A 26,924-nucleotide genomic window follows, 5' to 3' on the forward strand; every position below is an offset into this window, starting at 1 on the left:
CTACAGCTCTTTCAGGATCGCTCCCGGGAGGGAGTACTGCTTTAGGTAGCTTCCCATGAACCTTGCCGCGTGTGGGTCATCCGCCAGAAGCGACGCGACATATGCCACGTCTTCCGCATTCTTCCTACAGGCAAATACGGCTCGGGCAAATACCTCTCCCGCGTGAAAGCGATTGTGGTAAGTGCCGACGATCATGATTCTGTGCAGGCTTAGGCGGCGGATAGGCCCGCTGTATTTCGCCACCTGGATCACCCTGAAGAAGAAATCGGCGATCTCGTCAGTATAGTCGAAGGGGTGTCCGCCCTGTGAGTATTCATCGAAGGTGCGGACGATCTTCTCGAAGGTAATCGGATCCCGCTCGTGCATATAGTGCAAAATCTCAAGCGGAAGTGACGGCATGAACTCCTTGCAGAACACCTCGTCGTCGGATGAATCCGCGATCAGTTGAAGGAGGCCCGACACGGCTTCTTTATGTCCCGCTAGCGCTTTGGTCTTCAGTTCATTAGCGCGAGTCGTTGGTGACGCCAGCTCCACGTGTGGCGCTGTGAGCAATTCCAGTTCTCTCCGCATTTCAGAGACTGACTGGAAGCGCTCGACGGGTTCCTCGGCGACGCAGCGACTGATGAAGTACCGGTACTTAGCGTCCAACTTGCCGATTCTTGCCCGCGGCCATGGTTCTTCACCTACCAGGCAGTGATAGATGATTTGGCCTACGGAGTAAATATCTGCAGTTTCATCTACCTCGTGTGCGTTATCCCATTGCTCCGGTGCCATGTAAGCGAAGGAGCCGACGACTGTACCCACGTGCGTGATGGTGGTGCTGTTTGAGTTCATCTGCCGGCACAGGCCGAAGTCGGATATAACCCATCGGTCTTGCAGGTAGAGGAGATTCGCTGGCTTCAAGTCGCGATGCAGGACGCCCTGGCTATGCGAATACTCCAGTGCCGCGAGAATCTCTGTTGCGATCGAGAGGGTGATCTCCTCCGAAATGGCACCGGACTTCAGTAGATCCTCAAGGGAGTGGCTGGCGAGCGGCATGAAAAAGAATGGCGTATCAGCCTTTAGGTTCATGCCCACGATAGGCATGATGCCGACGTGGCGCAGAGATGACTGATAGCGAACCTCGCGAGCGAAGCGTCTCCGGTCAGCTGACCCTTCGGACATGTCCAAAGAATCAAGTGGGTACTTCATGACGACGGTCTCGTTAGTGTCAAGCCGCGTAGCCCGCCAGACTGTTCCTTGCCCGCCGCCCCGAAGCTTTTCGTGCTTGGTTACGCGAACTGTTCCCATCCCCAGTGCCCCTGTCCCCGTGCTGAGCCTTGTGCCGGAGTGTAGGAGCTTGCGCGGTGAGGAGTGGGCAACTCCTGAGTCTCTAGTTCGGAGAAGGCACTGTGCACGCGAACGCCGCTGGGCATGTACCGGCCCGGCTGGAGGCGTTGGGCACGGCCGCGGGCCTCGACCGGGTGGCGCTGCACAGCCAACTGGCCGCCGCGCTCTCGGTGGTGGTCCATCTCGTACGGGACCGGTCGGGCCGGCGGAGGATCGCCGAGGTGCACATTCTCGAACGGGACGCGGCGGGGCTGGTGGTGACGGTGCCCGCACTGCGCTGGGGTGCCGACGGCTTTGTGCGGGACCGGGGCTGGGAGCGGCTGGGGTCTCTGATCGGCGGTGCCTCGTGACAGGAGGGGCATCGGCGTACACGACGCAGGCGATGGTGGTCTGTGCGGGTTCGGCGGTCTGGCTGGCAGCGGTGCGGGACCCGGGTGCCCGACGGGCGAGTGCGCTGTTCATGGGTGAGGCGGCGACGTCCCGGTTGCCGCAGGAGGGCCTCGACGCCGTGCGGGCGTTTGTCCTGGGGCGGCGGGAGTGGTGGTCCGTGCCGGTGGCGGTGGTGCTCGCCGTGCTGGGGGAATCGGTGCTGCCGCTGTTGGCGGGGGCGGTGGCGGTGCCGCTGGTACGGAGGTGGCTGCGGGCGCGCTCCGGGCAGCGGGAGCGGGAGCGGTCGGCGGAGGCGGTGGCCGCGCTGTGCGGTGCGGTGGTGGGGGAGCTGCGCGCCGGACGGGAGCCGGGACAGGCGTTGCTGGCCGCCGTGCGGGACGCGCCGGGGCCGGGCGGGGCCATGGGTGGGGCGGAGGCCGCGGTCCTGGCGGCTGCGCGGTTCGGCGGAGATGTGGCGGGAGCGTTGCGGCAGGCGGCGGACGGGCCGGGTCTGGGCGGGCTCGCCGGAATGGCGGCGTGCTGGCGGGTGGCGGTGGACGGCGGTGCCGGTCTCGCCGCCGGTCTGGACCGCCTTGAGGGGGCGTTGCGGGCTGAGCGGCGCAGACGGGAGGAGTTGCGGGCCCAGTTGGCGGGCGCCTGGTCGACGGTCGTGGTGCTGGCGCTCCTGCCGGTCGTCGGCCTCGGGCTGGGCGCGGCGCTAGGGGCGGACCCTCTGGGGGTTCTGCTGCACAGCGCGGGCGGGCTGGTCTGCCTGGCGGTGGGCGGAGCCCTGGAAGCGGCTGGGTTGTTCTGGGCGAACCGGATCGTACGGGGAGGGGAGGCGGCATGAACGTGGCGGCCGGAGAGATGCCGCGCAACCTGGGGCTGTGGGGAGCGCTGGTGGCCGCGGTCGCGCATCTGGCCCTGGCCTGGGCCGGTTGGCGACGGGATCGGGCGGCGCGTGGACGGGGAACGGTGCTGCTCGCGGCCGGGGCCGCCGGGCGGGCGCGCCGGCGGAGCCGCGCGGGGCGGAGCGGACGGAAGGGGGTGAGGGGCGATGGCAGCCGGCTGAAGCGGTGGGCGGCGCCGGTTGGGGCCTTCGCGGCCGGATGGATTCTGGCCGGCGGGCTCATCGGGTGCGCGGTCGGTTCGGTCGCGGCGTACGGCATCTGGCGTCGGCAGCGGGCCCGTGAGGCAGGCCGACCGGATGTGACGGATGAGGAGAAGGCGCGGACGGCTCTGCAACTTCCGCTCGCCGCTGATCTGTTGGCGGCCTGTATCGCGGCGGGAGCGGGGCCGCGGGAGGCGGCGGAGGCCGTGGGGGAGTCCCTGGGCGGCCCGGTCGGCGACCGCCTGATCCGCACGGCGGTGGAGATTCGGCTGGGTGGTGAACCGTCCCTGGCGTGGGGTCGGTTCGGGGAGATACCGGGTGCCGGGCCGCTTGCCCGCTGTCTGTATCGGGCGGGGGCGACCGGGGCTCCGGCGGCGGAACCGGTCGCCAGGCTGGCCGAGGCGATGCGCGCCGAGAGAGCCGGTGCGGCCGTGGCGCGGGCCCAGCGGGCGGGTGTGCTGATCACCGCACCGGTCGGACTCTGCTTTCTTCCCGCCTTTCTGGCGGTCGGGGTGGCGCCGGTGGTGATCGGACTGGCGACCGGACTGATGGACGCCGGCTGAGCCGTCCCGGGGTGTGTCCCTTCCCCTGATCAGCAAGGGGCAGGAAGCGCGAACTTTCCTCTTCTTTCGCGGGTGTTGTGTTCGGGCGCCCGCTCCGCAGCGATGTCAACAGGGGGTTTGAGATGAGCAATAAAGTCAGGGAATGGGCCTGGACCGCACTGTGCCGCACACGTTCGGCGAAGTGGCCACCGGAGTGGCCCGCGGGGTGGCCGGCAAGGTGGTCGGGCAGGTTCGGCCGGTCTGACCGCGGGATGACGACGTCCGAGTACGCGGTGGGGACCATCGCGGCCTGTGCCTTCGCGGCGGTGCTCTACAAGGTGGTCAACAGCGGGCCGGTGCTGTCGGCGATGCAGTCGTTGATCAAGGACGCGCTCGATGCGAAGTTCTGAGGCCGGGCCGGCCGGACGGTGCGGCGGGCGGGAGCGTCCGCCGCACCGGGACCGGGGTGCGGTGACAGCGGAGGCGGCCGTGGCCATTCCGGTGCTGGTGGCGTTCGCCATGGCGCTGGTCTGGGCGTTGGCGGCGGCCTCCGCGCAGATCCGGTGCGTGGACGCGGCGCGGGCGGGGGCGAGGGCCGCAGCCCGTTCGGAGCCGGAGGCAGCGGTGCTGGCGGCCGCCCGTGACTCGGCACCGGACGGGGCCCGGGTCGGGGTGGAGAGGGCCGGGGAGTTGTGGCGGGTACGGGTGGAGGCGCCGACTCCGGGGCCGGGTGCGCTGGCCCTGACGTTGACCGCCGAGGCGGCGGCGCTGGCCGAGGACACGGTGGGGGTCGCGCCGTGACGGGGCCGGGGGAGCGGCGTACCGGTCGGAGCGAGGGACGAAGGCGGAGATACCGAAGGGGGGAGGGACGCGGCGACCGAGGGGTGGCGACGGTGTGGGTGGCGGTCACCACGGTCACTCTGTGCTCGGTGTTCGCGGTTGTGCTGGCCCTGGGGCAGGCCGTCGCCGCTCGGCACAGGGCGGGTGGGGCGGCGGACCTGGCGGCTCTCGCGGCGGCCGGTCAGGCGCTCAGGGGGGCCGCTGCGGCGTGCGGAACCGCGCGCCGGGTGGCCGGGGCGCAGGACACGCAGGTGGTCCGGTGCGTGGTGCGGGGGGAGGTCGCGGATGTGACGGTGCGGGCGGGCTTCGGCCCGTACCGACCCGCGGTCAGGTCCCGGGCGGGACCTGCTGGGCCGACGGAACTCCCTACGGGGCCGGTGGGAGCCCTTGCGGGGACCGGGGGGTGGCCGGCGCGGGCTGCGGACGGCCCTTTGGCTCCTGTGGGGCCTGGGGGCTCCGCGGATGCTGAGACGGTGGCCAGGGAGCCGCCTGTCGCCTCTCAGACGCCCCCGTAGCTGCCGGTCTGGCTCCAGGGGCACCCATGGGCCGGAAACGGCTGAGAGGGCGCCCTGCGGCGTTCTGTGGCCACTGCGGCCTCTGAGCGGGTTGTGCCGGCTGGTTGTGCCAGTCGGTTGTGCCGGCTGGTCGGGTCAATCGGCGATGGGCCCACTCGGTGGTGACGGCGGGCTCGTCCGGGGACGCGTGGACACGGTCCCGAAGTGCGCTCCAGCTCCGCGCCCGCCCAGCTGCCAAGCCCGACCCGCTCCTACGTCCCTACGTCCGGTCCCGGTCCGTCGGCTCGCCGGTGTCCTTCGACGTTTCCGGGGCGGGTGGTGCGTATCTGAGGAGCTCGGTGAGGAGACGTACGGCGCCACGCTTGTGGAGCGGTTCGTTGCCGTTGCCGCACTTGGGGGACTGGATGCAGGAAGGGCAGCCGGCCTCGCACTCGCAGGACGCGATGGCCTGACGGGTCGCGGTCAGCCACGTACGGGCCGTGTGAAAGGCGCGCTCGGCGAATCCGGCGCCGCCGGGATGCCCGTCGTACACGAAGACCGTCGGCAGCAGGGTGTCCGGGTGGAGCGGGACGGAGACACCGCCGATGTCCCAGCGGTCGCAGGTGGCGAAGAGCGGCAGCATGCCGATGGACGCGTGCTCGGCGGCATGCAGCGCGCCCCCGAGGATCTCCGGATTGATCCGGGCGGCGTCGAGCTGGTCCTCGGTGACCGTCCACCAGACGGCGCGGGTGCGCAGGGTGCGCGGCGGCAGGTCGAGCTTGGTCTCGCCCAGGACTTCCCCGGTGATCAGTTTGCGGCGCAGGAAGGAGACGACCTGGTTGGTGACCTCCACGGAGCCGAAGCAGAGCCGTCCGTCTCCCCAGGGAATCTCGGTGTCGGTCTCCAGAACGGCGATGGCGGTGGTGTCGCGGGCGGTGGTGGAGTACGGCGGACCGGCTTCCTCGACGAGCGCGACGGAGTCCTCCAGGTCCAGTTTCCGGACCAGATAGGTGCGGCCCTGGTGGAGGTGGACGGCGCCTTCGTGGACGGCGGTGTGCGCGGCCGATGCGTCGACGGTGCCCAGGAGACGGCCGGTGCCCTCCTCGACGATCTGGACGGGCCGGCCGCCCTCGCCCCGGATGTCGGTGAGGTCGGCGGCCCGCTCGCGGCGGGTCCAGTGCCAGCCCGACGTCCGTCTGCGCAGCAGCTTCGCGGCCTCCAGCTGCGGCAGCAGATCGGGAACGGCGGGCCCGAAGAGCGCGATGTCGGGTTCGGTGAGCGGGAGCTCGGCCGCCGCGGCGCACAGGTGGGGGGCGAGGACGTAGGGGTTGTCGGGGTCCAGGACGGTCGATTCCACGGGCTGCTGGAACAGGGCTTCGGGGTGGTGGACCAGGAAGGTGTCCAGCGGGTCGTCCCGGGCGACCAGGACGGCCAGGGCGCCCTGGCCGGAGCGCCCGGCGCGGCCCGCCTGCTGCCAGAGGGAGGCCCGGGTGCCCGGGTATCCGGCGATGACGACGGCGTCGAGACCGGAGACGTCGATACCGAGTTCGAGGGCGGTGGTGGCGGCCAGGCCGAGCAGTTCGCCGGAGTGCAGGGCGCGCTCCAGGGCGCGGCGCTCCTCGGGGAGGTAGCCGCCCCGGTAGGCGGCGACCCGCTTCGGCAGGGAGCTGTCCACCTCGGCCAGGCGTTCCTTGGCGATCACCGAGATGAGCTCGGCGCCGCGCCGGGAGCGTACGAAGGCGACCGAGCGGACGCCCTGAAGGGTCAGGTCGGTGAGGAGGTCGGCCGTCTCGGCGGTGGCGGTGCGGCGCACGGGAGCGCCCTTCTCGCCGTGCAGATCGGTCAGCGGAGGTTCCCAGAGGGCGAAGACCAGTTCGCCGCGCGGCGAGGCGTCGTCGGAGACCTCCTTGACCGGCAGGCCGGTGAGACGTCCGGCGGCGACCGAGGGCTCCGCCGCGGTGGCGGAGGCGAGGAGGAAGACCGGGTCCGCGCCGTAGCGGGCGCACAGGCGCCGCAGGCGGCGCAGGACCTGGGCGACATGGGAGCCGAAGACTCCGCGGTAGGTGTGGCACTCGTCGATGACGACGAAGCGCAGGGCGCGCAGGAAGGAGGACCAGCGCGGGTGGGACGGGAGGATTCCGCGGTGCAGCATGTCCGGATTGGTCAGGACGTAGTTGGCGTACTGGCGTACCCACTCGCGTTCCTCGACGGGGGTGTCCCCGTCGTAGACAGCGGGCCTGATCGCGTTGCCGAGCGGCGCCGCGAGTGCCTTCACCGAGCGGCGCTGGTCGGCGGCGAGGGCCTTGGTGGGGGCGAGGTACAGGCCGGTCGCGCCCCGGCCGTTCGGCGCCTCGGAGCCGTCGAGGAGGGTGCTCAGGACCGGGGCCAGGTAGGCGAGCGACTTGCCGGACGCCGTGCCGGTGGCGATCACGACGGATTCGCCGTCCAGGGCGTGCTCGGCGGCGGCGGCCTGATGCGCCCACGGATGGTCGATTCCGGCTTTCCGAATCGCCGCGATCACTTCTGGCCGGATGCGATCCGGCCAGATGGCATGGGTTCCCGTACGCGGGGGCAAGTGCTCCGTATGAGTGATGCGCGCGGCCCGGCCCGCCCCTGCGGCGAGCCGGTCGAGGATCATGGCGGGAGGGGGGCGGTGGTCCCCGCTCTCGGGTGGTCGACTGGGGCGGTGATTCCTGGCCATCGGCACCGAGTGTGTCACTGGCGTGACGGACAATGGTCCCAAGGCGTCGTGCATGGCTGCTGGTAAGTGATTGAATGCCATCGCGGCTGGCGATCCGTCCCCTGGCTCCGTCGGGGAGACCGAGGGGCGACCGCTCGATAGCAAGGTGCTGGAGGATCCGTGGACCTGTCCCTGTCGACTCGCAATGTGTCCGGCCCTGGTGGCGACCGTACGGTCGTCGAGGTCGGTGGCGAGATTGATGTGTATACCGCGCCCAAGCTGCGCGAGCAGTTGGTCGAGTTGGTGAATGACGGCAGCTACCACCTGGTTGTCGACATGGAAGGTGTCGACTTCCTCGACTCCACCGGCCTCGGCGTGCTCGTGGGTGGCTTGAAGCGTGTCCGGGCCCATGAGGGCTCGCTGCGCCTGGTCTGCAACCAGGAGCGCATTCTCAAGATCTTCCGGATCACAGGTCTGACCAAGGTGTTCCCGATTCACACCACGGTCGACGAGGCTGTCGCGGCCACCGACTGACGTCGGCGCAGGCCGGCCCCTTGGCCGGCAGGCAGGCAGTGGACAGACCGGCAGCGGCAGCAGGCAGGCCGTGGCGGGGCAGGCGGTCGGCCTTTGGCCGGCTGTCGGCTTTGTCGGCTTCCGGAGGAGGAGAGCAGGGGTACCGGGCGACACGCCCGGACCCCTGAGACGCACGCCCGAACGTTCGAGGGGGATCACATGGCCACCGTTGAACTCCGCTTCAGCGCTCAGCCTGAACATGTCAGGACGGCTCGCCTTGTGGCAGCCGCCGTGGCGCGCCGGGCCGGAGTGGACGAGGCGGTGCTCGACGAGGTCAGACTCGCTGTCGGCGAGGCGTGCAGCCGCGCCGTCGGGCTGCATCGCAGCCATGGCATCACCGCTCCGGTCAGCGTCGTGCTGACGGATGAGGACAAGACCTTCTCGATCGAGGTCGGTGACGAGGTTCCCGGTCCCGGGAGCGCCGCCGCCGCAGCGGCGGGAGGACGTGGTGCCGCCCGCGAGGTGGGTCTCGACGAACCCGACCCCGAAACCGAGGGTGAGGGCGAGGACGAAATGGGACTCGCGGTCATCAGCGGGCTGGTCGACGACGTGGAAGTCCGCTCGGGTGCGGACGGCGGAGTGATCCGGATGAGCTGGCCGACCGCCCACACGACGGCGCTTTCCTGAGTTCCCTGAGCTTTCCGAGCCCCCGAGCTCCCTGACCCCTGATTTCCCCGAGCTTCCGTGACGCAGCCTGGGCGCAACCTGGGCGCAACCGGGCGCGTCCTGGGCCTGTAGGCGTACGGTGCCGCGAGCGCTGATCGATGCCGCGTACGGGTGTCCAGTTTGTCCAGAGGTCCGGCCCTCCGGTGTCCGGCCGGTTCTGCGCCCGGTTGTTTCCGGCACCCCGCTGTCCGCCCGGGGTGTCCCCCTGCGGTCGTACGCGTTCCCGATGTTTCGATTTTCCCGGCCCTGCTGAGCAGGGCCCTTTTCCTTTGTGTGTGAACAGTGATCTACCGGCAATGCGCCTGCCCCATTACTGCATTCGGGAAGAATCGGTGGCCTGATCTTTTGGCGTTGGGGGGAGAGAAGTCAATTCCGTTCCCCGCCCACTGTTTTGATCAGGTTTCGCTCCCTACAATCCGTCCACGACTTGAGCGCTGAGCGTCAAGGAGGACGTATGGCGGAGTTCTTCACCACACCCATGGCAGTACCGACGCAGGAATCCGCACTTTCCGACCGTCCGGCCGCACTCGCGGCGGCGGTACTCACCGACGGGAACCGGCTGATCGTCATCGTCACCGCGGTCGTCGCCGTCGCCGCACTGGTCGTCGCCCGGCTGCTGGTACGCCAGGTCCTGGCGGCCGGTGAGGGCACCGAGCGGATGAAGGAGATCGCGGCCGCCGTGCAGGAAGGCGCCAATGCCTATCTGGCCAGACAACTGCGTACGGTCGGCATCTTCGCCGTCGTTGTGTTCTTCCTGCTCCTGTTGTTGCCCGCCGACAACTGGTCGCAACGTGCGGGGCGTTCGCTGTTCTTCCTCGTGGGTGCCCTTTTCTCGGCGGCCACCGGATACATCGGGATGCGACTCGCGGTGCGCAGTAATGTGCGCGTGGCCGCTGCTGCGCGTGAGGCGACTCCGGCGGAGGGTGAACCGGAGAAAGATCTCACCACCGTTTCACACAAAGCGATGAAGATCGCTTTTCGTACCGGTGGCGTGGTCGGAATGATCACGGTGGGTCTCGGGCTGCTCGGTGCCTCCTGTGTGGTCCTCGTCTATGCCGCCGACGCGCCCAAGGTGCTGGAGGGATTCGGCCTCGGGGCCGCGCTCATCGCCATGTTCATGAGGGTCGGGGGCGGCATCTTCACGAAAGCCGCCGATGTGGGCGCCGACCTCGTGGGCAAGGTGGAGCAGGGCATCCCGGAGGACGACCCGCGCAACGCCGCCACCATCGCCGACAACGTGGGCGACAACGTCGGTGACTGCGCGGGCATGGCCGCCGACCTCTTCGAGTCGTACGCCGTGACGCTCGTGGCCGCGCTCATCCTCGGCAAGGCCGCCTTCGGGGACTCCGGACTGGCCTTTCCGCTGATCGTTCCGGCGATCGGCGTGGTCACCGCGATGATCGGGATCTTCGCGGTCGCCCCCCGGCGCACCGACCGCAGCGGGATGACCGCGATCAACCGGGGCTTCTTCATCTCCGCGCTGATCTCACTCGTCCTGGTGGCGGTCGCGGTGTTCGTCTACCTCCCCTCCTCGTACGCCGGACTGGACGGCGTCACCGATGCCACCATCACCTCGCACGGCGGTGATCCGCGGATTTTCGCGCTGGTCGCCGTCGCCATCGGTATCGTCCTGGCCGCGCTGATCCAGCAGCTCACCGGCTACTTCACCGAAACCAACCGCCGCCCCGTCCAGGACATCGGGAAGTCCTCGCTGACGGGCCCGGCGACGGTGGTGCTCGCGGGCATCTCCATCGGCCTGGAGTCGGCCGTGTACACCGCGCTGCTGATCGGCCTCGGCGTCTACGGGGCATTCCTGCTCGGCGGGACATCGATCATGCTGGCGCTCTTCGCGGTGGCCCTCGCGGGGACCGGGCTGCTGACCACCGTGGGTGTGATCGTGGCCATGGACACCTTCGGTCCGGTCTCCGACAACGCGCAGGGCATCGCGGAGATGTCCGGCGATGTCACCGGCGCCGGTGCCCAGGTCCTGACCGATCTGGACGCCGTCGGCAACACCACCAAGGCCATCACCAAGGGCATCGCCATCGCCACCGCCGTACTGGCGGCGGCGGCGCTCTTCGGCTCGTACCGCGACGCCATCGCCACGGCGGTCGACGACGTGGGGGCCAGGGCCGGGGAACTGGGGCTGAGCCTGGACATCTCGCAGCCCAACAACCTCGTCGGCCTGATCCTCGGTGCGGCCGTCGTCTTCCTCTTCTCCGGGCTCGCCATCAACGCGGTCTCCCGGTCCGCCGGGGCCGTGGTCTACGAGGTGCGGCGGCAGTTCCGTGAGCATCCCGGGATCATGGACTACACGGAGAAGCCGGAGTACGGGCGCGTCGTCGACATCTGCACCAAGGACGCCCTGCGCGAACTGGCCACTCCCGGGCTGCTCGCCGTCCTGGCGCCGATCGCGGTCGGCTTCACCCTCGGAGTCGGTGCGCTCGGCTCCTACCTCGCCGGCGCCATCGCCACGGGCACCCTGATGGCGGTCTTCCTGGCCAACTCCGGCGGAGCGTGGGACAACGCCAAGAAGCTCGTCGAGGACGGGCATCACGGCGGCAAGGGCAGTGACGCCCATGCGGCCACGGTCATCGGCGACACGGTAGGCGATCCGTTCAAGGACACGGCCGGCCCGGCGATCAACCCACTGCTCAAGGTGATGAACCTCGTGGCGCTGCTCATCGCCCCGGCCGTGGTGCAGTTCAGCTACGGACAGGACGCGAGCGCCGGGGTGCGGGCCGTGGTCGCGGCCTTCGCCATCCTGGTCATCGTCGGCGCCGTCTACGTCTCCAAACGGCGCGGGATCGCCGTGGGCGACGACGACGGATCCGGGGGAGAGGGCGGCCGGCCGGACAAGTCGCCGGAGCCTACGGTGGCTTCGTGAACGGGCCGGTCGGGCAGGGAGAGGCCTGATCCGGTCCCTGCCCGGTCAAGAGGCGGGCGGACGGCACATCACGATGTGCGGTCCGCCCCGCTGCGGTGCCGGGAGCGGTCCGCCCCGCTGTGCCGCCGTGTTCATGCCCGCCGTGGTGCCCGGCGCTCCGTCCGGCCGTGGTGCCCGGCGCTCCAACCGCGGTGCCCGACGCTCCTGTCGCGTCGCTGACATCCCGTCCGGACACCGGGTCTGATGATCCGTCCGGAGTGTGCTCGACCGGGGCGGAAAGATCGCCCGATCGGATGGGCTTTCGTACGAGTGCCCGAGCACGTAGGTGAGTTGTATCTCCCTCATTTCCCTTGGTGCAAATGGCTTCAAAAGCACGTACATCGGATGCCCGGCACCCGGATGTCGCCCACTTGGCGTGTAAGTTCCGGGGCCGAGAGCCTTGGAAGGGACCAATCCGGTGAACAAGAAGCTTGCAGCCGCACTGTCCGGCGGTGCGGTACTCGTACTGACGCTGTCGGGCTGCAGCGACGACAGCGACGACAAGGTGAACGACTGGGCCAAGACGGTCTGCGACCAGGTGCAGCCCCAGTTGCAGAAGATCGCGAACGCCAACGCGGCCATCCAGCAGCAGACCGCGGACAACAGCAAGCCCGCGGACGTCCAGAAGACCGACTCGGCCGCCTTCCAGCAGATCTCGCAGGCGTACAAGGCGCTGGGAGCGGCCGTGGACTCGGCGGGCCCGCCGCCGGTCGACGACGGCGAGACCACGCAGAAGGAGGCCGTGAAGGAGCTCAACGCCTCCTCCGTGGCCTACGCCGGTCTGAAGACGAAGGTCGACGCCCTCGACACGGAGGACCAGGCGAAGTTCGCCGACGGTCTCAAGGGCATCGCCGACGAGCTCAACAAGATCAGCACCAGTGGCGACCAGGCGCTGAAGAAGCTTCAGTCCGGCGAGGTCGGCACCGCGATGGCCAAGCAGAAGGGCTGCCAGAAGCCGACGGCGTCGGCCCCGCCGGCCGCCGCGCCCTCGGCGTCCGCACCCGCGTCGCCCTCCGCCTCGGCGGACGACAAGTCGTAGCCGCAGCCCGCGCGGCGAGGCCCGGACATCCCGCGCGGGTGGCCGGGCCGCTGCCGTTGTCAGTGGGAGCGGACACAATGGGCGGGTGAGTACGACCAGCCTTCCCTCGTCCGACCGTATCCCCAGCCTCCGCGAGGCCCTGCTCGCGGCGGCCTTCACCGCTGACGGGCTCCTCGAACTGCTCGGTGCGCCCGCCTACGCCGCGCTGGCCCGCAGCGAGACGGTCCCCGCTCTGCGGGCCACCCGGGGCGAAACGCCGCTCGACACGCTGGTGCGGCTCTTTCTTCTTCAGCACCCCGTTCCGTACGAGCGGGCCCGCGCCGCGCTCCCTCTGGAGCAGTGCGTCGAGGACGGCTGGGTGAGTCACCAGGACGGCCTGGTCACGGCGCACGTCGACATCCGGCCGTACAGCGGTCCCGAGGGCCAGGACTGGTTCATCGTCTCCGATCTCGGCTGCGCGGTCGGCGGTGCGGGCGGCATCGGCTCGCGCGAGGAGGGGGTCGTCCTCGGTGTCGGAGGAGCGTCCACCACACTCGCCGGGATCACCGTCCGCAAGCCCGTCACCTCCGCACTCGACCTCGGTACGGGCTCCGGCATCCAGGCGCTGCACGCCGACCAGCACGCCACACGGGTCACCGCCACCGACCTCAATCCGCGCGCCCTGGACTTCACCCGGCTCACCCTCGCACTGTCCGGCAGCGCCCCCGCGGATCTGCGTGAGGGCTCGCTGTTCGAGCCGGTCGGCGCCGAGACGTTCGACCTGATCGTCTCCAATCCCCCGTTCGTCATCTCGCCCGGAGCCCGTCTCACCTACCGGGACGGGGGCATGGGCGGCGACGACCTGTGCCGGACCCTGGTACAGCAGTCCGGCGACCGGCTGAACGAGGGGGGATACGCCCAGTTCCTGGCCAACTGGCAGCATGTGGAGGGCCAGGAGTGGCAGGACCGGCTGCGTTCCTGGGTGCCGCGCGGCTGTGACGCCTGGATCGTGCAGCGTGAGGTGCAGGACATCACGCAGTACGCGGAGCTGTGGCTGCGCGACAGCGGCGACCACCGCACGGACCCCGCCGAGTACGCCGCCCGTTACGAGGCCTGGCTGGACGAGTTCGAGGCCCTCGGGACGAAGGCCGTCGGCTTCGGCTGGATCACCCTGCGCAAGTCCGCCGAGGCGGCGTCCGGGAATCCGTCGGTCGTGGTCGAGGAATGGCCGCACGCGGTCGAGCAGCCGCTCGGACCGGTGATTCTGGACCACTTCGCCCGCCAGGACTACCTCCGGGAGCAGGACGACGCGGCCCTCCTGGCCGGGCACTTCACCCTGTCGGCCGAGGTCGTGCAGGAGCAGGTCGGCCTGCCCGGCGCGGAGGACCCCGAGCACGTGGTGCTGCGCCAGCACCGGGGGATGATGCGGGCCACGAAGGTCGACGCGGTGGCCGCGGGGTTCGCGGGCGTGTGCGACGGTTCGCTGCCCGCCGGCCGGATCCTGGACGCCATCGCCCAGCTGATGTCCGAGGACCCGGTGCTGCTGCGCGACCGCACCCCGCAGGCGATCCGGCTGCTGGTCGAGGAGGGCTTCCTGGAGCCGGTGCCCGCAGCCGGACGGGAGAACGGATAGCCCGGCCGCCGGACGGGAGAACGGATAGCCCGGCTGCCGGACGGGAGAACGGATAGCCCGGCTGCCGGACGCGAGGCCGGACAGCCCGGTCCGGAGGGATCGGGCAGCCTTGCCCGGAGGGATCGGACAGCCCCGGACGGGCCGGGCGGGAGGGCCAGACGACTGGGACAGGAGTGTCCCTCCTCCTCCCGCACCCCACCCCGCCCCTGTGACCCCGCCCCGTGCAGTCCCCACCCTGCCCCGTGCTGCTCCGGTGCTGCCCCGTGCCGTCCCCGCGCTGCGCTCCGCTCCGGATCGGCCGGGCCCTGACCCGCGTACTCGGCGACCCTTCTCATCAGCGCCTTCGCCCGCGCCGTTGACTCGCTCCGACTCGCTCCGACTCGTTCCAGGGATTCCGGTCCCGTGGGCGGTGGCCTGCCGCGGTGCCGCCGGGGGAGTGCTGTTCACCCGGGGTTCGTGTCGGGGATATCCGGGCGTGGCAGCCTCCCCTCTGCCGGGCGGCGACGAGCCGAACGTGTGCGGCACGAGGGTTCACGACGGGTCGAGGGGTACGACATGGAGAGCGTCTCAGCAGTCTTCGCCGGTGCGGCCTTCGCACTCTTCGGCGCCGCCCTTTTGGTCTGGACGGGTGCGCGTGCCATTCACCGCGCGCCGGTGGCCCACGGTGTGAGTCCGGTCGCTTCCACCACGCTTGCCACACTCTTCGGCGTGGTTTTCCTCGCCCTCGGCGTCTGGTGCTTCACGCTCGTCTGATCCTCCCTCCCGGCCGGGCCGCGCACCGGGCGGCCCGGCTCTCCACAGGCGTCGCCACCGCTCCCCGAAATCCGCGGGCGGCGGGCCGGGACAGCACGGGCCGGGCAGTCCGGGCGGCAGGAATGGCGGAAGTCGGGTTACCGTTCGAGTGGCCGTTGCGGGCTTTTGCCGTTTGACACGGGGGCGGGTTGTACCGTCACACTCCGCAGCGACAGCACCGCGGGCAGCGTCACGGCGCCGCCCGGATGCCCACCGAGTGTCGACCGGAGAGAAGAGCGAAGTTGTCCCCGACCAGCGAGACCGCACAGGGCGGCCGCCGACTCGTCATCGTCGAGTCGCCTGCCAAGGCGAAGACGATCAAGGGCTATCTCGGCCCCGGATACGTCGTCGAGGCGAGCGTCGGGCACATCCGCGACCTGCCGAACGGCGCCGCCGAGGTGCCGGACGAGTACACCGGTGAGGTACGCCGTCTCGGCGTGGACGTCGAGAACGACTTCCAGCCCGTCTATGTCGTCAACGCGGACAAGAAGGCCCAGGTCAGGAAGCTCAAGCAGCTTCTGGCCGAGTCCGACGAACTTTTCCTCGCCACCGATGAGGACCGCGAGGGCGAAGCCATCGCGTGGCACCTGCAAGAAGTTCTCAAGCCCAAGGTCCCCGTCCACCGGATGGTCTTCCACGAGATCACCAAGGACGCGATCCGGGCCGCCGTCGCCAACCCGCGCGAGCTGAACCAGCGCATGGTCGACGCCCAGGAGACCCGCCGTATCCTCGACCGCCTCTACGGCTACGAGGTCTCGCCGGTCCTGTGGAAGAAGGTCATGCCGAGGCTCTCGGCGGGCCGCGTCCAGTCCGTCGCCACCCGCCTCGTCGTCGAGCGGGAGCGCGAGCGCATCGCCTTCCGCTCCGCCGAGTACTGGGACCTCACGGGCACCTTCGCCACCGGCCGCGCCGGTGACGCCTCCGACCCGTCGACCCTCACCGCCCGCCTCAGCGCGGTGGACGGCCGCCGGATCGCCCAGGGCCGCGACTTCGGTCCGGACGGACAGCTGAAGGCCTCCTCCGGCCAGACACTGCACCTGGACGAGACGAACGCCCGCGCCCTGGCCGCCGCGCTCGCCGACTCCTCGTTCTCGGTCCGGTCCGTCGAGTCGAAGCCGTACCGCCGCTCCCCGTACGCCCCGTTCCGTACGACGACCCTCCAGCAGGAGGCGAGCCGCAAGCTGGGCTTCGGGGCCAAGGCCACCATGCAGGTCGCGCAGAAGCTGTACGAGAACGGCTTCATCACCTACATGCGTACCGACTCCACGACCCTCTCGGACACGGCGGTCTCCGCCGCCCGCGCGCAGGTCACGCAGCTGTACGGGGCGAGCTATCTGCCCGACAAGCCGCGTACGTACGCCGGCAAGGTCAAGAACGCCCAGGAGGCGCACGAGGCGATCCGCCCCTCCGGCGACCGCTTCCGTACGCCTGCCGAGACCGGGCTCAGCGGCGACCAGTTCCGGCTCTACGAGCTGATCTGGAAGCGGACCGTCGCCTCCCAGATGAAGGACGCGGTCGGCAACTCCGTCACCGTCAAGATCGGCGGCCGGGCGAGCGACGGCCGGGACGCCGAGTTCTCCGCGTCCGGCAAGACGATCACCTTCCACGGCTTCATGAAGGCGTACGTGGAAGGCGCCGACGACCCGAACGCCGAGCTCGACGACCGTGAGCGGCGCCTGCCGCAGGTCGCCGAGGGCGACGCGCTGTCCGCCGAGGAGATCTCGGTCGACGGTCACGCCACCAAACCCCCGGCCCGCTACACCGAGGCCTCCCTGGTCAAGGAGCTCGAAGAGCGCGAGATCGGCCGCCCGTCGACGTACGCCTCGATCATCGGGACGATCCTCGACCGCGGCTACGTCTTCAAGAAGGGCACGGCACTCGTCCCGTCCTTCCTCTCCTTCGCCGTGGTCAACCTGCTGGAGAAGCACTTCGGCCGGCTCGTCGACTACGACTTCACCGCCCGTATGGAGGACGACCTCGACCGCATCGCGCGGGGCGAGGCGCAGTCCGTGCCGTGGCTGAAGCGCTTCTACTTCGGCGCGGGCTCCGGTGACGACACGGCCGGTGCCGGTGCGGCCTCCGACGCGGGCAACGGCGACGGCGACCACCTCGGCGGCCTGAAGGAACTGGTCACCGACCTCGGCGCCATCGATGCCCGGGAGATCTCCTCGTTCCCCGTCGGCAACGACATCAAGCTCCGCGTCGGCCGGTACGGCCCGTACATCGAGCGCGGCGAGAAGGACTCCGAGGGCCACCAGCGCGCCGACGTGCCCGAGGACCTGGCGCCCGACGAGCTGACCGTGGACCTCGCGGAGGAGCTGCTGGCCAAGCCCAGCGGTGACTTCGAGCTCGGCGCGGACCCGGTCAGCGGGAACCAGATCATCGCCAAGGACGGGCGCTACGGCCCGTACGTCACCGAGGTGCTGCCCGAGGGCACGCCGAAGACCGGGAAGAACGCGGTGAAGCCGCGGACCGCCTCGCTCTTCAAGTCCATGTCCCTGGACACGGTGACGCTGGCCGACGCGCTCAAGCTGATGTCGCTGCCGCGTGTCGTCGGTGAGGACGCCGACGGTGTCGAGATCACCGCGCAGAACGGCCGCTACGGCCCGTATCTGAAGAAGGGCACGGACTCGCGTTCGCTGACCTCGGAGGACCAGCTCTTCGACATCACGCTCGACGAGGCCCTCGCGATCTACGCCCAGCCCAAGCAGCGCGGCCGGGCCGCGGCCAAGCCGCCGCTCAAGGAGCTGGGTACGGACCCGGTGAGCGGGGCTCCTGTCGTCGTGAAGGACGGCCGCTTCGGCGCGTACGTCACCGATGGCGAGACCAACGCGACGCTGCGGACCGACGACAGCGTCGAGGCCATCACGCCGGAGCGCGGTTACGAGCTGCTCGCTGAGAAGCGTGCCAAGGGACCCGCCAAGAAGAAGACGGCGAAGAAGGCCCCGGCGAAGAAGGCGACGGCCAAGAAGACCGCCGCCAAGACCACGGCGACCAAGACCGCCGCGAAGAAGACCGCCGCGAAGAAGACGACGACGGCGAAGAAGGCCACCCCGGCGAAGAAGGCCACGGCCAAGAAGACGGCTGCGAAGAAGACCGCGTCCGCCTCTTCGTCCGCTTCCTCCTCGTCCGCTGCGGCCTCGGAGGACTGAGACCCGTTCGTCGGCCTCCGCCTCGGAGGACCGGGACCCGGCGCTCCTCGCACCGCGTACAGCGTTCCAGCACCGCCCGGCGCCTCTCCAGGTGCCGGGCGGTGCTGTGTCCGCCGAAGCCCGTACCCCGGCGGTGTCGCGGGTCGGGGCCGGGTCCGGTCCGGATCCGGGGCGGGGGCAGGGGGAGGGGGGCGGGTCCGGCTTTGGGGCCGGTCGCCGCCCGGTGCCGGCGGCCATATGTTCGGACGGGCCGACAGCGACCGCGCCGCTGCCGATAGGCTGGGCGGATGACGCGAGCCGAGCAGCCAACGGTCGTGAGCCCCACCTCCGACACACTTGCCGCAGACTCACGCGAGCGCGCCGTACGAGCCCTGTTGCGTATTCCCCCGCTGAAGCGGTTGTGGAGCGCCCAGCTCGTCGGCAGTATCGGCGATGCACTCGCCCTTCTCGTGCTTGTGCTGTTGTCGCTGCAAGCGGCGGTACTGGAGGGCTCATTCGGAGCCGGATACCGAGGGGCGGCGTTCGCCGTCGCGGCGGTGTTCGGTGCCCGGATTATTTCCACCTTGCTCTTCGGAGCCGTACTCCTGGGGCCGTTGACGACGCTCACGGGACCCGGCGGGCCGGTGGACCGGCGCTGGCTGATGATCGGGGCGGACGGGCTGCGGCTCGCGCTGCTGGTCGTCGCCCCGCTGTGGATCGACTGGACGCCCGACAAGGCGCTCATGATGATCCTGATCACCGTCTTCGTGACCGGTGTCGCCGAGCGCCTGTGGACGGTGGCCAAGGAGAGCGCCGCCCCCGCACTGCTGCCCGCCCCGCCCCTCGAAGGCGCCGCCGTACGTCCGCTGCCCGACCGCCTCGACGCGCTGCGCAGGCTCTCCCTGCGGACGAACTTCCTGGCCGTACCCGCCGCCGCGGTGGTCCTGCTGGTCGCCACGCTCATCGGCAACCTGCTCGGCTCCGGCCTCGAATGGTTCTCCTTCCACCAGGCGGCCCTCGCCTCGTACGTCGCGGCCGGGCTCTTCTCGGCCTCCATTTCCACCCTGTACTTCCTCGAACTGCCCGCCACCCCCACTCCCCGCCCGCGCTCCCCGCTGGAGGGCCTGCGCCGGCCCACCACCGGCAGCGGCCCCGACAAGGGCCGCACCGGGACCGCCCCGCTGATCGTCGGTGCCTGCGCCGCCGTCGCCGGGGCGATCGCCGCCGCGGCCGCCGTCTCCGTGCTGCACGCCGCCGACCTGGGCGGTGGCCCCGCCACGTTCGCGCTGCTGATCCTCGCGCTGACCGGAGGCACCGGCCTCGGCATCCGTACCGCGCAGAAGGTGCTGCCCGCCCTGTCGCGGCGCAGGCTGCTGGCGCTGGCCACCGCCGCCACCGGCATCGCGCTCCTCGCGCTCGGCCTGGTGCCCGACACGGCGACCGGGCTGATGATCGCGCTGCTCGCCGGTTACACGGCCGGAGTCGCCGCGCGCACCGGGCACGCGCTCCTGGACCAGGAGACCGAGGAGTTCCGGCAGGCCAGGACCACCGAGCACCTCCAGGCCGTCGTCCGGGTGCTCGTCGCCCTCGGCGCGGCCGGGGGCCCGCTGCTCGCCGCCGCCATCGGCCGGCACCGCCTGGTCTCCGGCGACTTCGTCTTCGCCCACGGCGGAGCGGCCTTCGTCCTGATGCTGACCGGCGCGCTGCTGCTGCCCGTCGCCGCGATCGTCCTCGCCAGGACGGACGACCGGGCCGGCGTGCCGCTGCGCCGTGATCTGCGGGAGGCGCTGCGCGGCGGCGACCCGGCGGTCGCGCCCTCGGCCACCGGTTTCTTCCTCGCCCTGGAGGGCGGCGACGGGGCCGGCAAGTCCACCCAGGTCGAGGCGCTCGCCCAGTGGATCCGGGCCAAGGGCCACGAGGTCGTCGTGACGCGTGAGCCGGGGGCCACCCCGGTCGGCAAGCGCCTGCGGTCGATCCTGCTCGACGTGTCCTCCGCCGGGCTCTCCAACCGGGCCGAGGCACTGCTGTACGCGGCCGACCGCGCCGAGCACGTCGACTCCGTCGTCCGTCCGGCTCTGGAACGCGGCGCGATCGTCCTGTCCGACCGCTACATCGACTCGTCCGTCGCCTATCAGGGCGCGGGCCGCGACCTGGCCCCGACCGAGATCGCCCGCATCTCGCGGTGGGCGACGGGTGGCCTCGTACCGCATCTGACGGTGCTGCTGGACGTCGACCCGGAGACCGCGCGGGAGCGTTTCACCGAGGCCCCGGACCGGCTGGAGTCCGAGCCGCCGGAGTTCCACGCCCGGGTGCGTTCCGGCTTCCTCACCCTTGCGGCGGCCGACCCGACCCGCTATCTGGTGGTGGACGCCGGCCAGGAGCCGGAAGCGATCACCACCGTCGTACGCCACCGGCTCGACCAGCTCCTTCCGCTCTCCGCGGCCGAGATCGAGGCGCAGGCCAAGGCGCGCCGCGAGGCCGAGGAAGAGGCCCGGCGCAAGGCCGAGGAGGAAGCGGCCCGCAAGGCGGAGGAGGAGCGGCTGGAGCGCGAGCGCCAGGAACAGCTCGCCAAGCTCCGTGCCGAGGAGGAGGAGCGCAAGCGCCGCGAGCTGGAAGAGGCCAGGCAGCGCGAGGCCGAGCGTCAGGCGGAGGAGGCCAGGCAGCGCGCCGAGGAGGCCCGCCGCCGCGCGGAGGAGGAGCGCCTCCGGCTCGAAGCCGAGGAGAAGGCGCGCGAGGCCGAGCAGGAACGCCTGCGCAAGCAGGCCGAGGAAGAGGCCCGGCTGCGCAAGGAGGCGGAGGAGCGGCGCCTGGAGAAGCAGCGCAAGGCGGAGGAGGCGCTGCTGCGGGCCGAGGAGGCGCGACGCCTGGCGGAGGCCGCCGCGGCGGCCCGTACGGAGGCCGCGCGTGCGGAGGCCGAACGGTTGGAGGCGGAGCGCGCGGAGGCCGCGCGGGCCGAGGCCGCTTCGCGGGCCGATGCCGCTTCGCGCAGGGAGGCGGATTCTCGTGGAGAGTCGGCCGCAGCTCCGTCCGTGCCGGACAACGAGCTCACGGTGCCGACGCCGATCGTGAACCCGAACGAGGTGACGCAGCCGGTTCCGAAGGCGGAGCCGACGGACCGCACCCCGTCCGACCACGCCCCGTCCGACCGCACCCGTTCCGATCGCTCGTCCTCGGACAGCGACGAGACGGCGATGCTGCCCCGGGTCACCGACCCGGGGGCGGGCCGCTCCGGCCACCGGCCGGTGTACGACGCGGAGGAGACCGCCGTCCTCCCGCCCGTACGCGGGGAGGGTCCCGCCGACCGGGTGCCGCCGGGCATCTTCCGGGACGAGCGTCCGGCCCCGTCCGCGGCGGAGAGCGAGAACGAGCGCACCCGCGAACTGCCGCAGATCAGCGACGACCAGCAGGACCCCCGGGCCGCCCACGGCCAGCGGGGACAGGCGCGGCGCAGCCGTCCCCGCCCGGACTGGGCCGAGGAGACCCCGCTGGACGATCTGCCCACGCTCGCCGACGAACTGCTCGGCGGGCACGACGAGGACCCGGGCGACTCGCGCCGGGGCCGCAGGCCGCGCGGCTGACGCGGGCGGGCCGGACTGTCGGACCGTTCCCCCACAATGGGAACGGACGGGACACCCGGCCCGCCGCACGATGCCACCGCACGGCACCACCGCACGACACCACCGGAAGGGCGGTGACCCATGACCGTATGGGACGACCTGGTCGGACAGGACCGAGTGCAGGAACAGCTCGGTGCCGCCGCCAGGGACGCCGATGCGCTGGTCACCGCCCACTCCGCGGGTGAGCCCGTGCCCACGGGCTCGAAGATGACGCACGCCTGGCTGTTCACCGGACCGCCGGGCTCCGGGCGGTCCACCGCCGCCCGCGCCTTCGCCGCCGCCCTCCAGTGCACCAGCCCGGACCGGTCCATGGGCGCGGCGCCGGGCTGCGGTTTCTGCGACGGCTGCCACACCAGCCTGATCGGTACGCACGCCGACGTCGAAGTGATCCGTACGGACCTGCTCTCCATCGGTGTGAAGGAGACCCGGGAGCTGGTCCGCCGGGCCCAGCTCTCCCCGGCCGTGGGCCGTTGGCAGGTCATCGTCCTGGAGGACGCCGACCGCCTCACCGAGGGGGCGGGCAACGTGCTGCTGAAGGCGGTCGAGGAGCCCGCGCCCCGCACGGTCTGGATGCTCTGCGCGCCCTCCCTGGAGGACGTACTGCCCACGATCCGGTCCCGCTGCCGCCACCTCACCCTGCGGACGCCGCCGGTCGAGGCCGTCGCCGACGTGCTGATCCGGCGGGACGGCATCGACCCGGAGCGGGCCCATGCCGCGGCCCGCGCCACCCAGGGCCACATCGGCCGGGCGCGCCGCCTGGCCACGGACGAGCGGGCCCGCGCCCGGCGCGCCGCCGTGCTCAAGGTGCCGCTCCGGGTGGCCGATGTCGGCGGCTGCCTCAAGGCGGCCCAGGAGCTGATCGACACGGCCACCGACGACGCCAAGCAGATGGCGGAGGAGGTCGACGGCAAGGAGACCGAGGACATGAAGCAGGCGCTCGGCGCGGTCGCCGGGGGCCGGATGCCGCGCGGCACCTCGGGGGCGATGAAGGAGCTGGAGGACAAGCAGAAGCGCCGCAAGACGCGTACGCAGCGCGACAGCCTCGATCTGGCGCTCACCGAGCTCACCGGCTTCTACCGCGATGTGCTGGCGCTCCAGCTCGGCTCGCAGATCGCCATCGCCAATGTCGATGTACGGGACAGCCTCGACCGGATCGCGGAGTCGTCGGCCCCGGCGCACACCCTGCGCAGGATCGAGGCGGTGATCGCCTGCCGCAAGGCGCTGGACCGCAATGTGGCGCCGCTGCTGGCGGTGGAGGCGATGACGATGTCGCTGCGGGCGGGCTGAGGTCCGCTCCGGCACTTGGCCCTGTGCCGCTCCGGCGCGGGGCGCTGCTCGGGCGCGGGGGACCGGAGCACATCGGGCGGACAGCGCCGGGCCCTTCGTCTCCGTTCACCCGTTTGCGCAGGGAATCGGACGAGTCGTCACCCGGCGACTACGCTCCCAGGATGAACACCAGCCGCCTGCTCCGTACCCTCGCCACCGGTCTCGGCACTGCCGGCCTGCTTGTCTCAGGCTGTAGCAGCGGCAGTTCGACCTCCAGCGCGTCGGCCACCGGCACCGAGGTCCCCAAGGGCCTCACGTCGTACTACGCGCAACAGCTGAGCTGGCGCGACTGCGGTGTCGAGGGCTTCGAGTGCACGACGATGAAGGCGCCGCTGGACTACGACCGGCCGGACGACGGGGACATCAAGCTGGCGGTCTCCCGCAAGAAGGCCACCGGTCCGGGCAAGCGGATCGGTTCCCTCCTGGTGAACCCCGGCGGCCCCGGCGGCTCGGCGATCGGCTATCTCCAGGGGTACGCGGGGATCGGCTATCCCGCCCCGGTGCGCGCCCGGTACGACATGGTGGCCATCGACCCGCGCGGAGTGGCCCGCAGCGAGCCCGTCGAATGCCTCACCGGCAAGGAGATGGACGCCTTCACCCAGGTCGACCAGACGCCCGACGACGACGGTGAGGTCACCGAGCTCAGCGGCGCCTTCGAGAAGTTCGCGGACGGCTGCGAGAAGCGCGCGGGCACGATCCTTCCGCATGTCTCCACGGTCGGGACGGCCCGGGACATGGACGTCCTGCGCGCCCTGCTCGGCGACGAGAAGCTGCACTATGTCGGCGCTTCGTACGGCACCTTCCTGGGCGCGACCTACGCGGACCTGTTCCCCGGCCGCGCGGGGCGCCTGGTCCTGGACGGGGCGATGGACCCGTCCCTCAGGGCCATCGACATGAACCGGGACCAGACGGCCGGTTTCGAGGGGGCCTTCCAGTCCTTCGCGGCCGACTGCGTCAAGAAGACGGACTGCCCGCTGGGCACCACGTCCACCGCGGACGCCGCCACCGCGCTGAAGAAGCTCTTCACGGACCTGGACGCCGAGCCCGTCCCCACCGGGGAGACCCGTGAACTGGGCGAGTCCCTGGCCACCACCGGCGTGATCGCCGCCATGTACGACGAGGCGGCCTGGCCCCAGCTCCGCGAGGCCCTCGCGGATGCCCAGCGCGGTGAGGGAGCCGGACTCCTCGCCCTCGCCGACAGCTACTACGAGCGCGAGCCGAACGGCACGTACGCCAACCTGATGTACGCCAACGCCGCCGTGAACTGCCTCGACCTGCCGCCCGCCTTCGACGGCCCCGACGCGGTGAAGAAGGCGCTCCCCGACTTCGAGAAGGCCTCCCCGGTCTTCGGCCGCGGCTTCGCCTGGGCCTCCCTGAACTGCGCCTACTGGCCGGCGGAGGCCACGGGAACCCCCCACCGCACCGAGGCGAAGGGCGCGGCCCCGATCGTGGTGGTCGGCACCACCCGCGACCCGGCCACCCCCTACGCATGGGCGCAGTCGCTCGCGGACCAGCTCTCCTCCGGCACCCTCCTCACCTACCGGGGCGACGGACACACGGCGTACGGCCGGGGCAGCGACTGCATCGACACGGCGATCAACACGTACCTCCTGGAGGGCACCCCGCCCACCGACGGCAAGAAGTGCGCCTGACCCCACCCACTCACAGCCTGACCTGCGCATATGCCCTTGGGGGTGCCCGGTACGGAGCACCCCCGGAAACTGTGTAGACTTGGCGTCGCTGCTGATCGCACCATAGTGCGACAGGGCGTGCCGCCTTAGCTCAGTTGGCCAGAGCAACGCACTCGTAATGCGTAGGTCTCGGGTTCGAATCCCGAAGGCGGCTCGGATGAACCCCAGGACTCACTCAACCGTGGCCTGGGGTTTTTCGTTTTGATGACCTTGGAATTCAGGCCAAACGGACCCGTGCGGTCTGCGCATCGCAATGCGTAGGTCGAAGGTATGGCCTCTGTAGTGAAAGGCTTTCCAGCCTTCTGGTGCATCGGTGCCCGCCTGCGCTGCGAGGCGCTGGTTGCGTGTCGGCGTATTGATCGTCGGCCAGGCCGCTGAAGTGCTGGGCGCAGTCGGGATGCTCCCGCAGGACGCCACCAGCACAGCAGCTCCGCCGGTCAGGCTGCGCGGCAGGGTCTGATCTTGTCCTGCGGACGCCATTGGTCCCGGACGCGCAGGGCACGAGCGGCCGGTGCTTGCTGCGGGCTTCACGCACGGCGACGGCACCGCGATGGAGGGGAAGGACACCGAGCGGCTGCTGTGGAGGTTCTGGCGCGCCGGCCGCGAACTCGGCTACCTGGAGCCGGAACGGTCCATCGACGCCCCGATCTCCCTGTCCGCCACCAGCCGCCCGGCCGCTCCCGCCACCCTCCGCCTCCTGGTCGAGGGCCCACGCGACCACATCTGAGCGCGCCTCAGCGGGTTGTCAGGTCGGCGTCGGTGAAGCGTCGCATCAGCGAGGACTTGGCACGGTGCTGCTCGCGCAGGTCGTGCAGGCGTCGGGCGAACTCCTCGGGGGTGTCCGCCCGGTCGTGGACCTCGCGGAGATCCTTCAGGAGGGTGACGGCGGTGTCGTAGGGGCGGGGCTGTTTCTGCCCGATCAGGTTGGCGATGTCCTGCCAGGCTTGCTCGGCGTTCTCGGCCAGGTGGTCCAGGTGGCGCTCGCGGGTCAGCTGTTCGGCCCGGCGGGCCTGGGCGTGGGCCTGTTCCCGCTGCCGGGTGTGCTCGCTGCGCACCTCGTGGGCGGCGTCGAGGAGTTCTGCGGCTGAGCGGCGCCGGGTGGCGGTGGACGGTTCGGCTTGGCCGTGGGACGCGGCGCGGTGGCGGGCCAGCAGTGCGGGGCCCGGTTGTGGGGCGGCGTCCAGGGCGGCGTCCAGCAGCAGGTCATCCTTCTCATGTTGCGGCAGGGCGCGGATCCAGGCGGCGAGTGCGTCCTTGTCGATTGCCTGGGAAGGGGCGGCACCGCCGGCGTGGGCAGCAGCGGTGAGCAGGTGCGGGTCGATGTGCAGGAAGTCCGCCAAGGCCTGCTGCGGACCGGTGAGTTGGGCAAGGCCTGCGGGTACGGGCGGCTCGATGGTGGAGGTGTACTCGTCCTCGTCGACGTCCTCCTCCAACTCCCAGCGGGTGAGCGCGGAAAGCCAGGCCAGATAGAGGGGGCGCAGGTCGCCCGCGGCGAGTTCGGTACGCAGGGTGGTGAACGAGGCGAGGGTGAAGGGTGTCTCGAAGTCCCATTCGCCGCCGTCCTCGGCCGAGCAGGCGAAGTCGAGCAGCAGGTGCCCGTTCCTGGTCCAGCAGGTCAAGGCGTCTTCCACGCAGTACGGTTCGGCGCTGCGGGCGGGCAGCAGCGTGGTGGGCAGGCGCAGCATCAGGCGCCGCGAGCCCCAGTTGGCGAAGTACAGGTGAGCGTCGTACAACTGCTCCACCAGTTTGCGCTCATCGCCGCGGAAGTTGCCGTAGTGGTACTCGTTGACGAAGTGCGTCGCGCTGATCCTGGCCCGGCTCGACAGGGCCCGCACCTGCTCGAGCTCATCCTGGGTCAACGGCCGGTCGATGGCCTGGAACTCGTAGTACTGGTACTCGCTCACGGCCGTGCAGCCTACCGCCGTGCGCTGCGGCTCATGTGACGGCGACCTGGGTTTGATCCCCCTGTGCAACGGGGACCTGGCGGAGAACTCGGACACATACGGGTACCTGGTGCGGGAGGTCGACCGGGGAACGCTCCGGCGTCCTTCACCGAGCTGTTCGGCCTCCCCGTACCGGTCGGACTGCCCGCGCAGGCGCTGGTGCCGCGGAGCGAGCGCATACCGCCGCGGGCCGGCCTGTGAACAGACGCTGTCCGACCGGACGTCGACCGCAGTCGACCTCGC

General features: G+C 70.8%; 19 protein-coding genes, 1 tRNA gene and 1 pseudogene. 18 read left to right on the plus strand and 3 right to left on the minus strand.

The window, feature by feature from the left end; translation table 11 throughout:
• Complete coding sequence (locus OHA98_RS03025; protein WP_266922542.1) at nt 1–1,290, minus strand: serine/threonine-protein kinase; 1,290 nt, start codon at nt 1,288–1,290, stop codon at nt 1–3.
• Nucleotides 1,291–1,385: 95 nt separating this feature from the next.
• Between OHA98_RS03025 and OHA98_RS03030 the strand changes: the two are divergent.
• The 6 genes and pseudogenes from OHA98_RS03030 to OHA98_RS03055 form a co-directional block, all read left to right on the plus strand.
• Nucleotides 1,386–1,679: pseudogene (locus OHA98_RS03030) on the plus strand (pilus assembly protein CpaF); the annotation flags it as partial.
• Nucleotides 1,680–1,711: 32 nt separating this feature from the next.
• Complete coding sequence (locus OHA98_RS03035) at nt 1,712–2,548, plus strand: type II secretion system F family protein (RefSeq protein ID WP_266927675.1); 837 nt, start codon at nt 1,712–1,714, stop codon at nt 2,546–2,548.
• Entirely contained in the window at nt 2,545–3,372 is an 828-nt protein-coding gene (locus OHA98_RS03040; RefSeq protein WP_266922543.1) for a type II secretion system F family protein, read from the plus strand. Before OHA98_RS03035 ends, OHA98_RS03040 begins: the two co-directional genes overlap by 4 nt.
• Before the next feature lie 158 nt (nt 3,373–3,530).
• Nucleotides 3,531–3,761: a DUF4244 domain-containing protein gene (locus tag OHA98_RS03045; protein WP_266927677.1), complete on the plus strand. Its 231-nt coding sequence runs from the start codon at nt 3,531–3,533 to the stop codon at nt 3,759–3,761.
• Nucleotides 3,748–4,152 (plus strand): TadE family type IV pilus minor pilin, encoded by a 405-nt coding sequence (locus OHA98_RS03050; RefSeq protein WP_266922544.1) that lies wholly within the window; start codon nt 3,748–3,750, stop codon nt 4,150–4,152. The genes OHA98_RS03045 and OHA98_RS03050 overlap by 14 nt, the downstream gene beginning before the upstream one ends.
• Nucleotides 4,153–4,235: 83 nt before the next feature.
• Nucleotides 4,236–4,706, plus strand: coding sequence for an Rv3654c family TadE-like protein (locus OHA98_RS03055; RefSeq protein ID WP_266922545.1), 471 nt, complete (start codon nt 4,236–4,238; stop codon nt 4,704–4,706).
• Between the two features lie 259 nt (nt 4,707–4,965).
• On the opposite strand, the gene OHA98_RS03060 is transcribed toward OHA98_RS03055, so the two are convergent.
• The gene (locus OHA98_RS03060) at nt 4,966–7,467 is read right to left on the minus strand and encodes a DEAD/DEAH box helicase (RefSeq protein ID WP_266922546.1); all 2,502 of its coding nucleotides are present in this window, start codon (nt 7,465–7,467) and stop codon (nt 4,966–4,968) included.
• A 78-nt stretch (nt 7,468–7,545) separates the two neighbouring features.
• On the opposite strand from OHA98_RS03060, the gene OHA98_RS03065 reads away from it, so the two are divergent.
• From OHA98_RS03065 to OHA98_RS03120, 12 genes are all read left to right on the plus strand, one after another.
• Nucleotides 7,546–7,899 carry an STAS domain-containing protein gene (locus OHA98_RS03065; protein ID WP_003967428.1) on the plus strand — a complete coding sequence of 118 codons (354 nt, stop codon included), beginning with the start codon at nt 7,546–7,548 and terminating at the stop codon, nt 7,897–7,899.
• A 198-nt stretch (nt 7,900–8,097) separates the two neighbouring features.
• Complete coding sequence (locus OHA98_RS03070; protein ID WP_266922547.1) at nt 8,098–8,565, plus strand: ATP-binding protein; 468 nt, start codon at nt 8,098–8,100, stop codon at nt 8,563–8,565.
• Between the two features lie 493 nt (nt 8,566–9,058).
• Nucleotides 9,059–11,491: a sodium-translocating pyrophosphatase gene (locus OHA98_RS03075; protein ID WP_266922548.1), complete on the plus strand. Its 2,433-nt coding sequence runs from the start codon at nt 9,059–9,061 to the stop codon at nt 11,489–11,491.
• A 457-nt stretch (nt 11,492–11,948) separates the two neighbouring features.
• The gene (locus tag OHA98_RS03080) at nt 11,949–12,569 is read left to right on the plus strand and encodes a small secreted protein (protein WP_266922549.1); all 621 of its coding nucleotides are present in this window, start codon (nt 11,949–11,951) and stop codon (nt 12,567–12,569) included.
• A gap of 85 nt (nt 12,570–12,654) precedes the next feature.
• A complete protein-coding gene (locus OHA98_RS03085; RefSeq protein WP_266922550.1) occupies nt 12,655–14,181 on the plus strand; it encodes a methyltransferase in 1,527 nt (508 codons plus the stop codon).
• 555 nt (nt 14,182–14,736) lie between these two features.
• Nucleotides 14,737–14,934 (plus strand): hypothetical protein, encoded by a 198-nt coding sequence (locus OHA98_RS03090; RefSeq protein WP_266922551.1) that lies wholly within the window; start codon nt 14,737–14,739, stop codon nt 14,932–14,934.
• Nucleotides 14,935–15,215: 281 nt separating this feature from the next.
• Nucleotides 15,216–18,125 (plus strand): type I DNA topoisomerase, encoded by a 2,910-nt coding sequence (gene topA, locus OHA98_RS03095; protein ID WP_266922552.1) that lies wholly within the window; start codon nt 15,216–15,218, stop codon nt 18,123–18,125.
• A gap of 287 nt (nt 18,126–18,412) precedes the next feature.
• A complete protein-coding gene (tmk, locus tag OHA98_RS03100) occupies nt 18,413–21,682 on the plus strand; it encodes a dTMP kinase (RefSeq protein ID WP_266922553.1) in 3,270 nt (1,089 codons plus the stop codon).
• A 120-nt stretch (nt 21,683–21,802) separates the two neighbouring features.
• A complete protein-coding gene (locus OHA98_RS03105) occupies nt 21,803–23,008 on the plus strand; it encodes a DNA polymerase III subunit delta' (protein ID WP_266922554.1) in 1,206 nt (401 codons plus the stop codon).
• 161 nt (nt 23,009–23,169) lie between these two features.
• Complete coding sequence (locus tag OHA98_RS03110; protein ID WP_266922555.1) at nt 23,170–24,699, plus strand: alpha/beta hydrolase; 1,530 nt, start codon at nt 23,170–23,172, stop codon at nt 24,697–24,699.
• A gap of 119 nt (nt 24,700–24,818) precedes the next feature.
• A tRNA-Thr gene (locus OHA98_RS03115) sits at nt 24,819–24,892 on the plus strand.
• Between the two features lie 357 nt (nt 24,893–25,249).
• Nucleotides 25,250–25,465, plus strand: a complete 216-nt coding sequence (locus tag OHA98_RS03120) for a hypothetical protein (RefSeq protein WP_266922556.1) — start codon at nt 25,250–25,252, stop codon at nt 25,463–25,465.
• Nucleotides 25,466–25,472: 7 nt separating this feature from the next.
• Here the strand turns inward: OHA98_RS03120 and OHA98_RS03125 are convergent, their stop codons facing one another.
• Nucleotides 25,473–26,642, minus strand: a complete 1,170-nt coding sequence (locus OHA98_RS03125; protein ID WP_266922557.1) for a hypothetical protein — start codon at nt 26,640–26,642, stop codon at nt 25,473–25,475.
• Between the last annotated feature and the right edge of the window lie 282 nt (nt 26,643–26,924).

It is taken from the genome of Streptomyces sp. NBC_00654, assembly GCF_026341775.1.
Classification (GTDB): Bacteria; Actinomycetota; Actinomycetes; order Streptomycetales; family Streptomycetaceae; genus Streptomyces.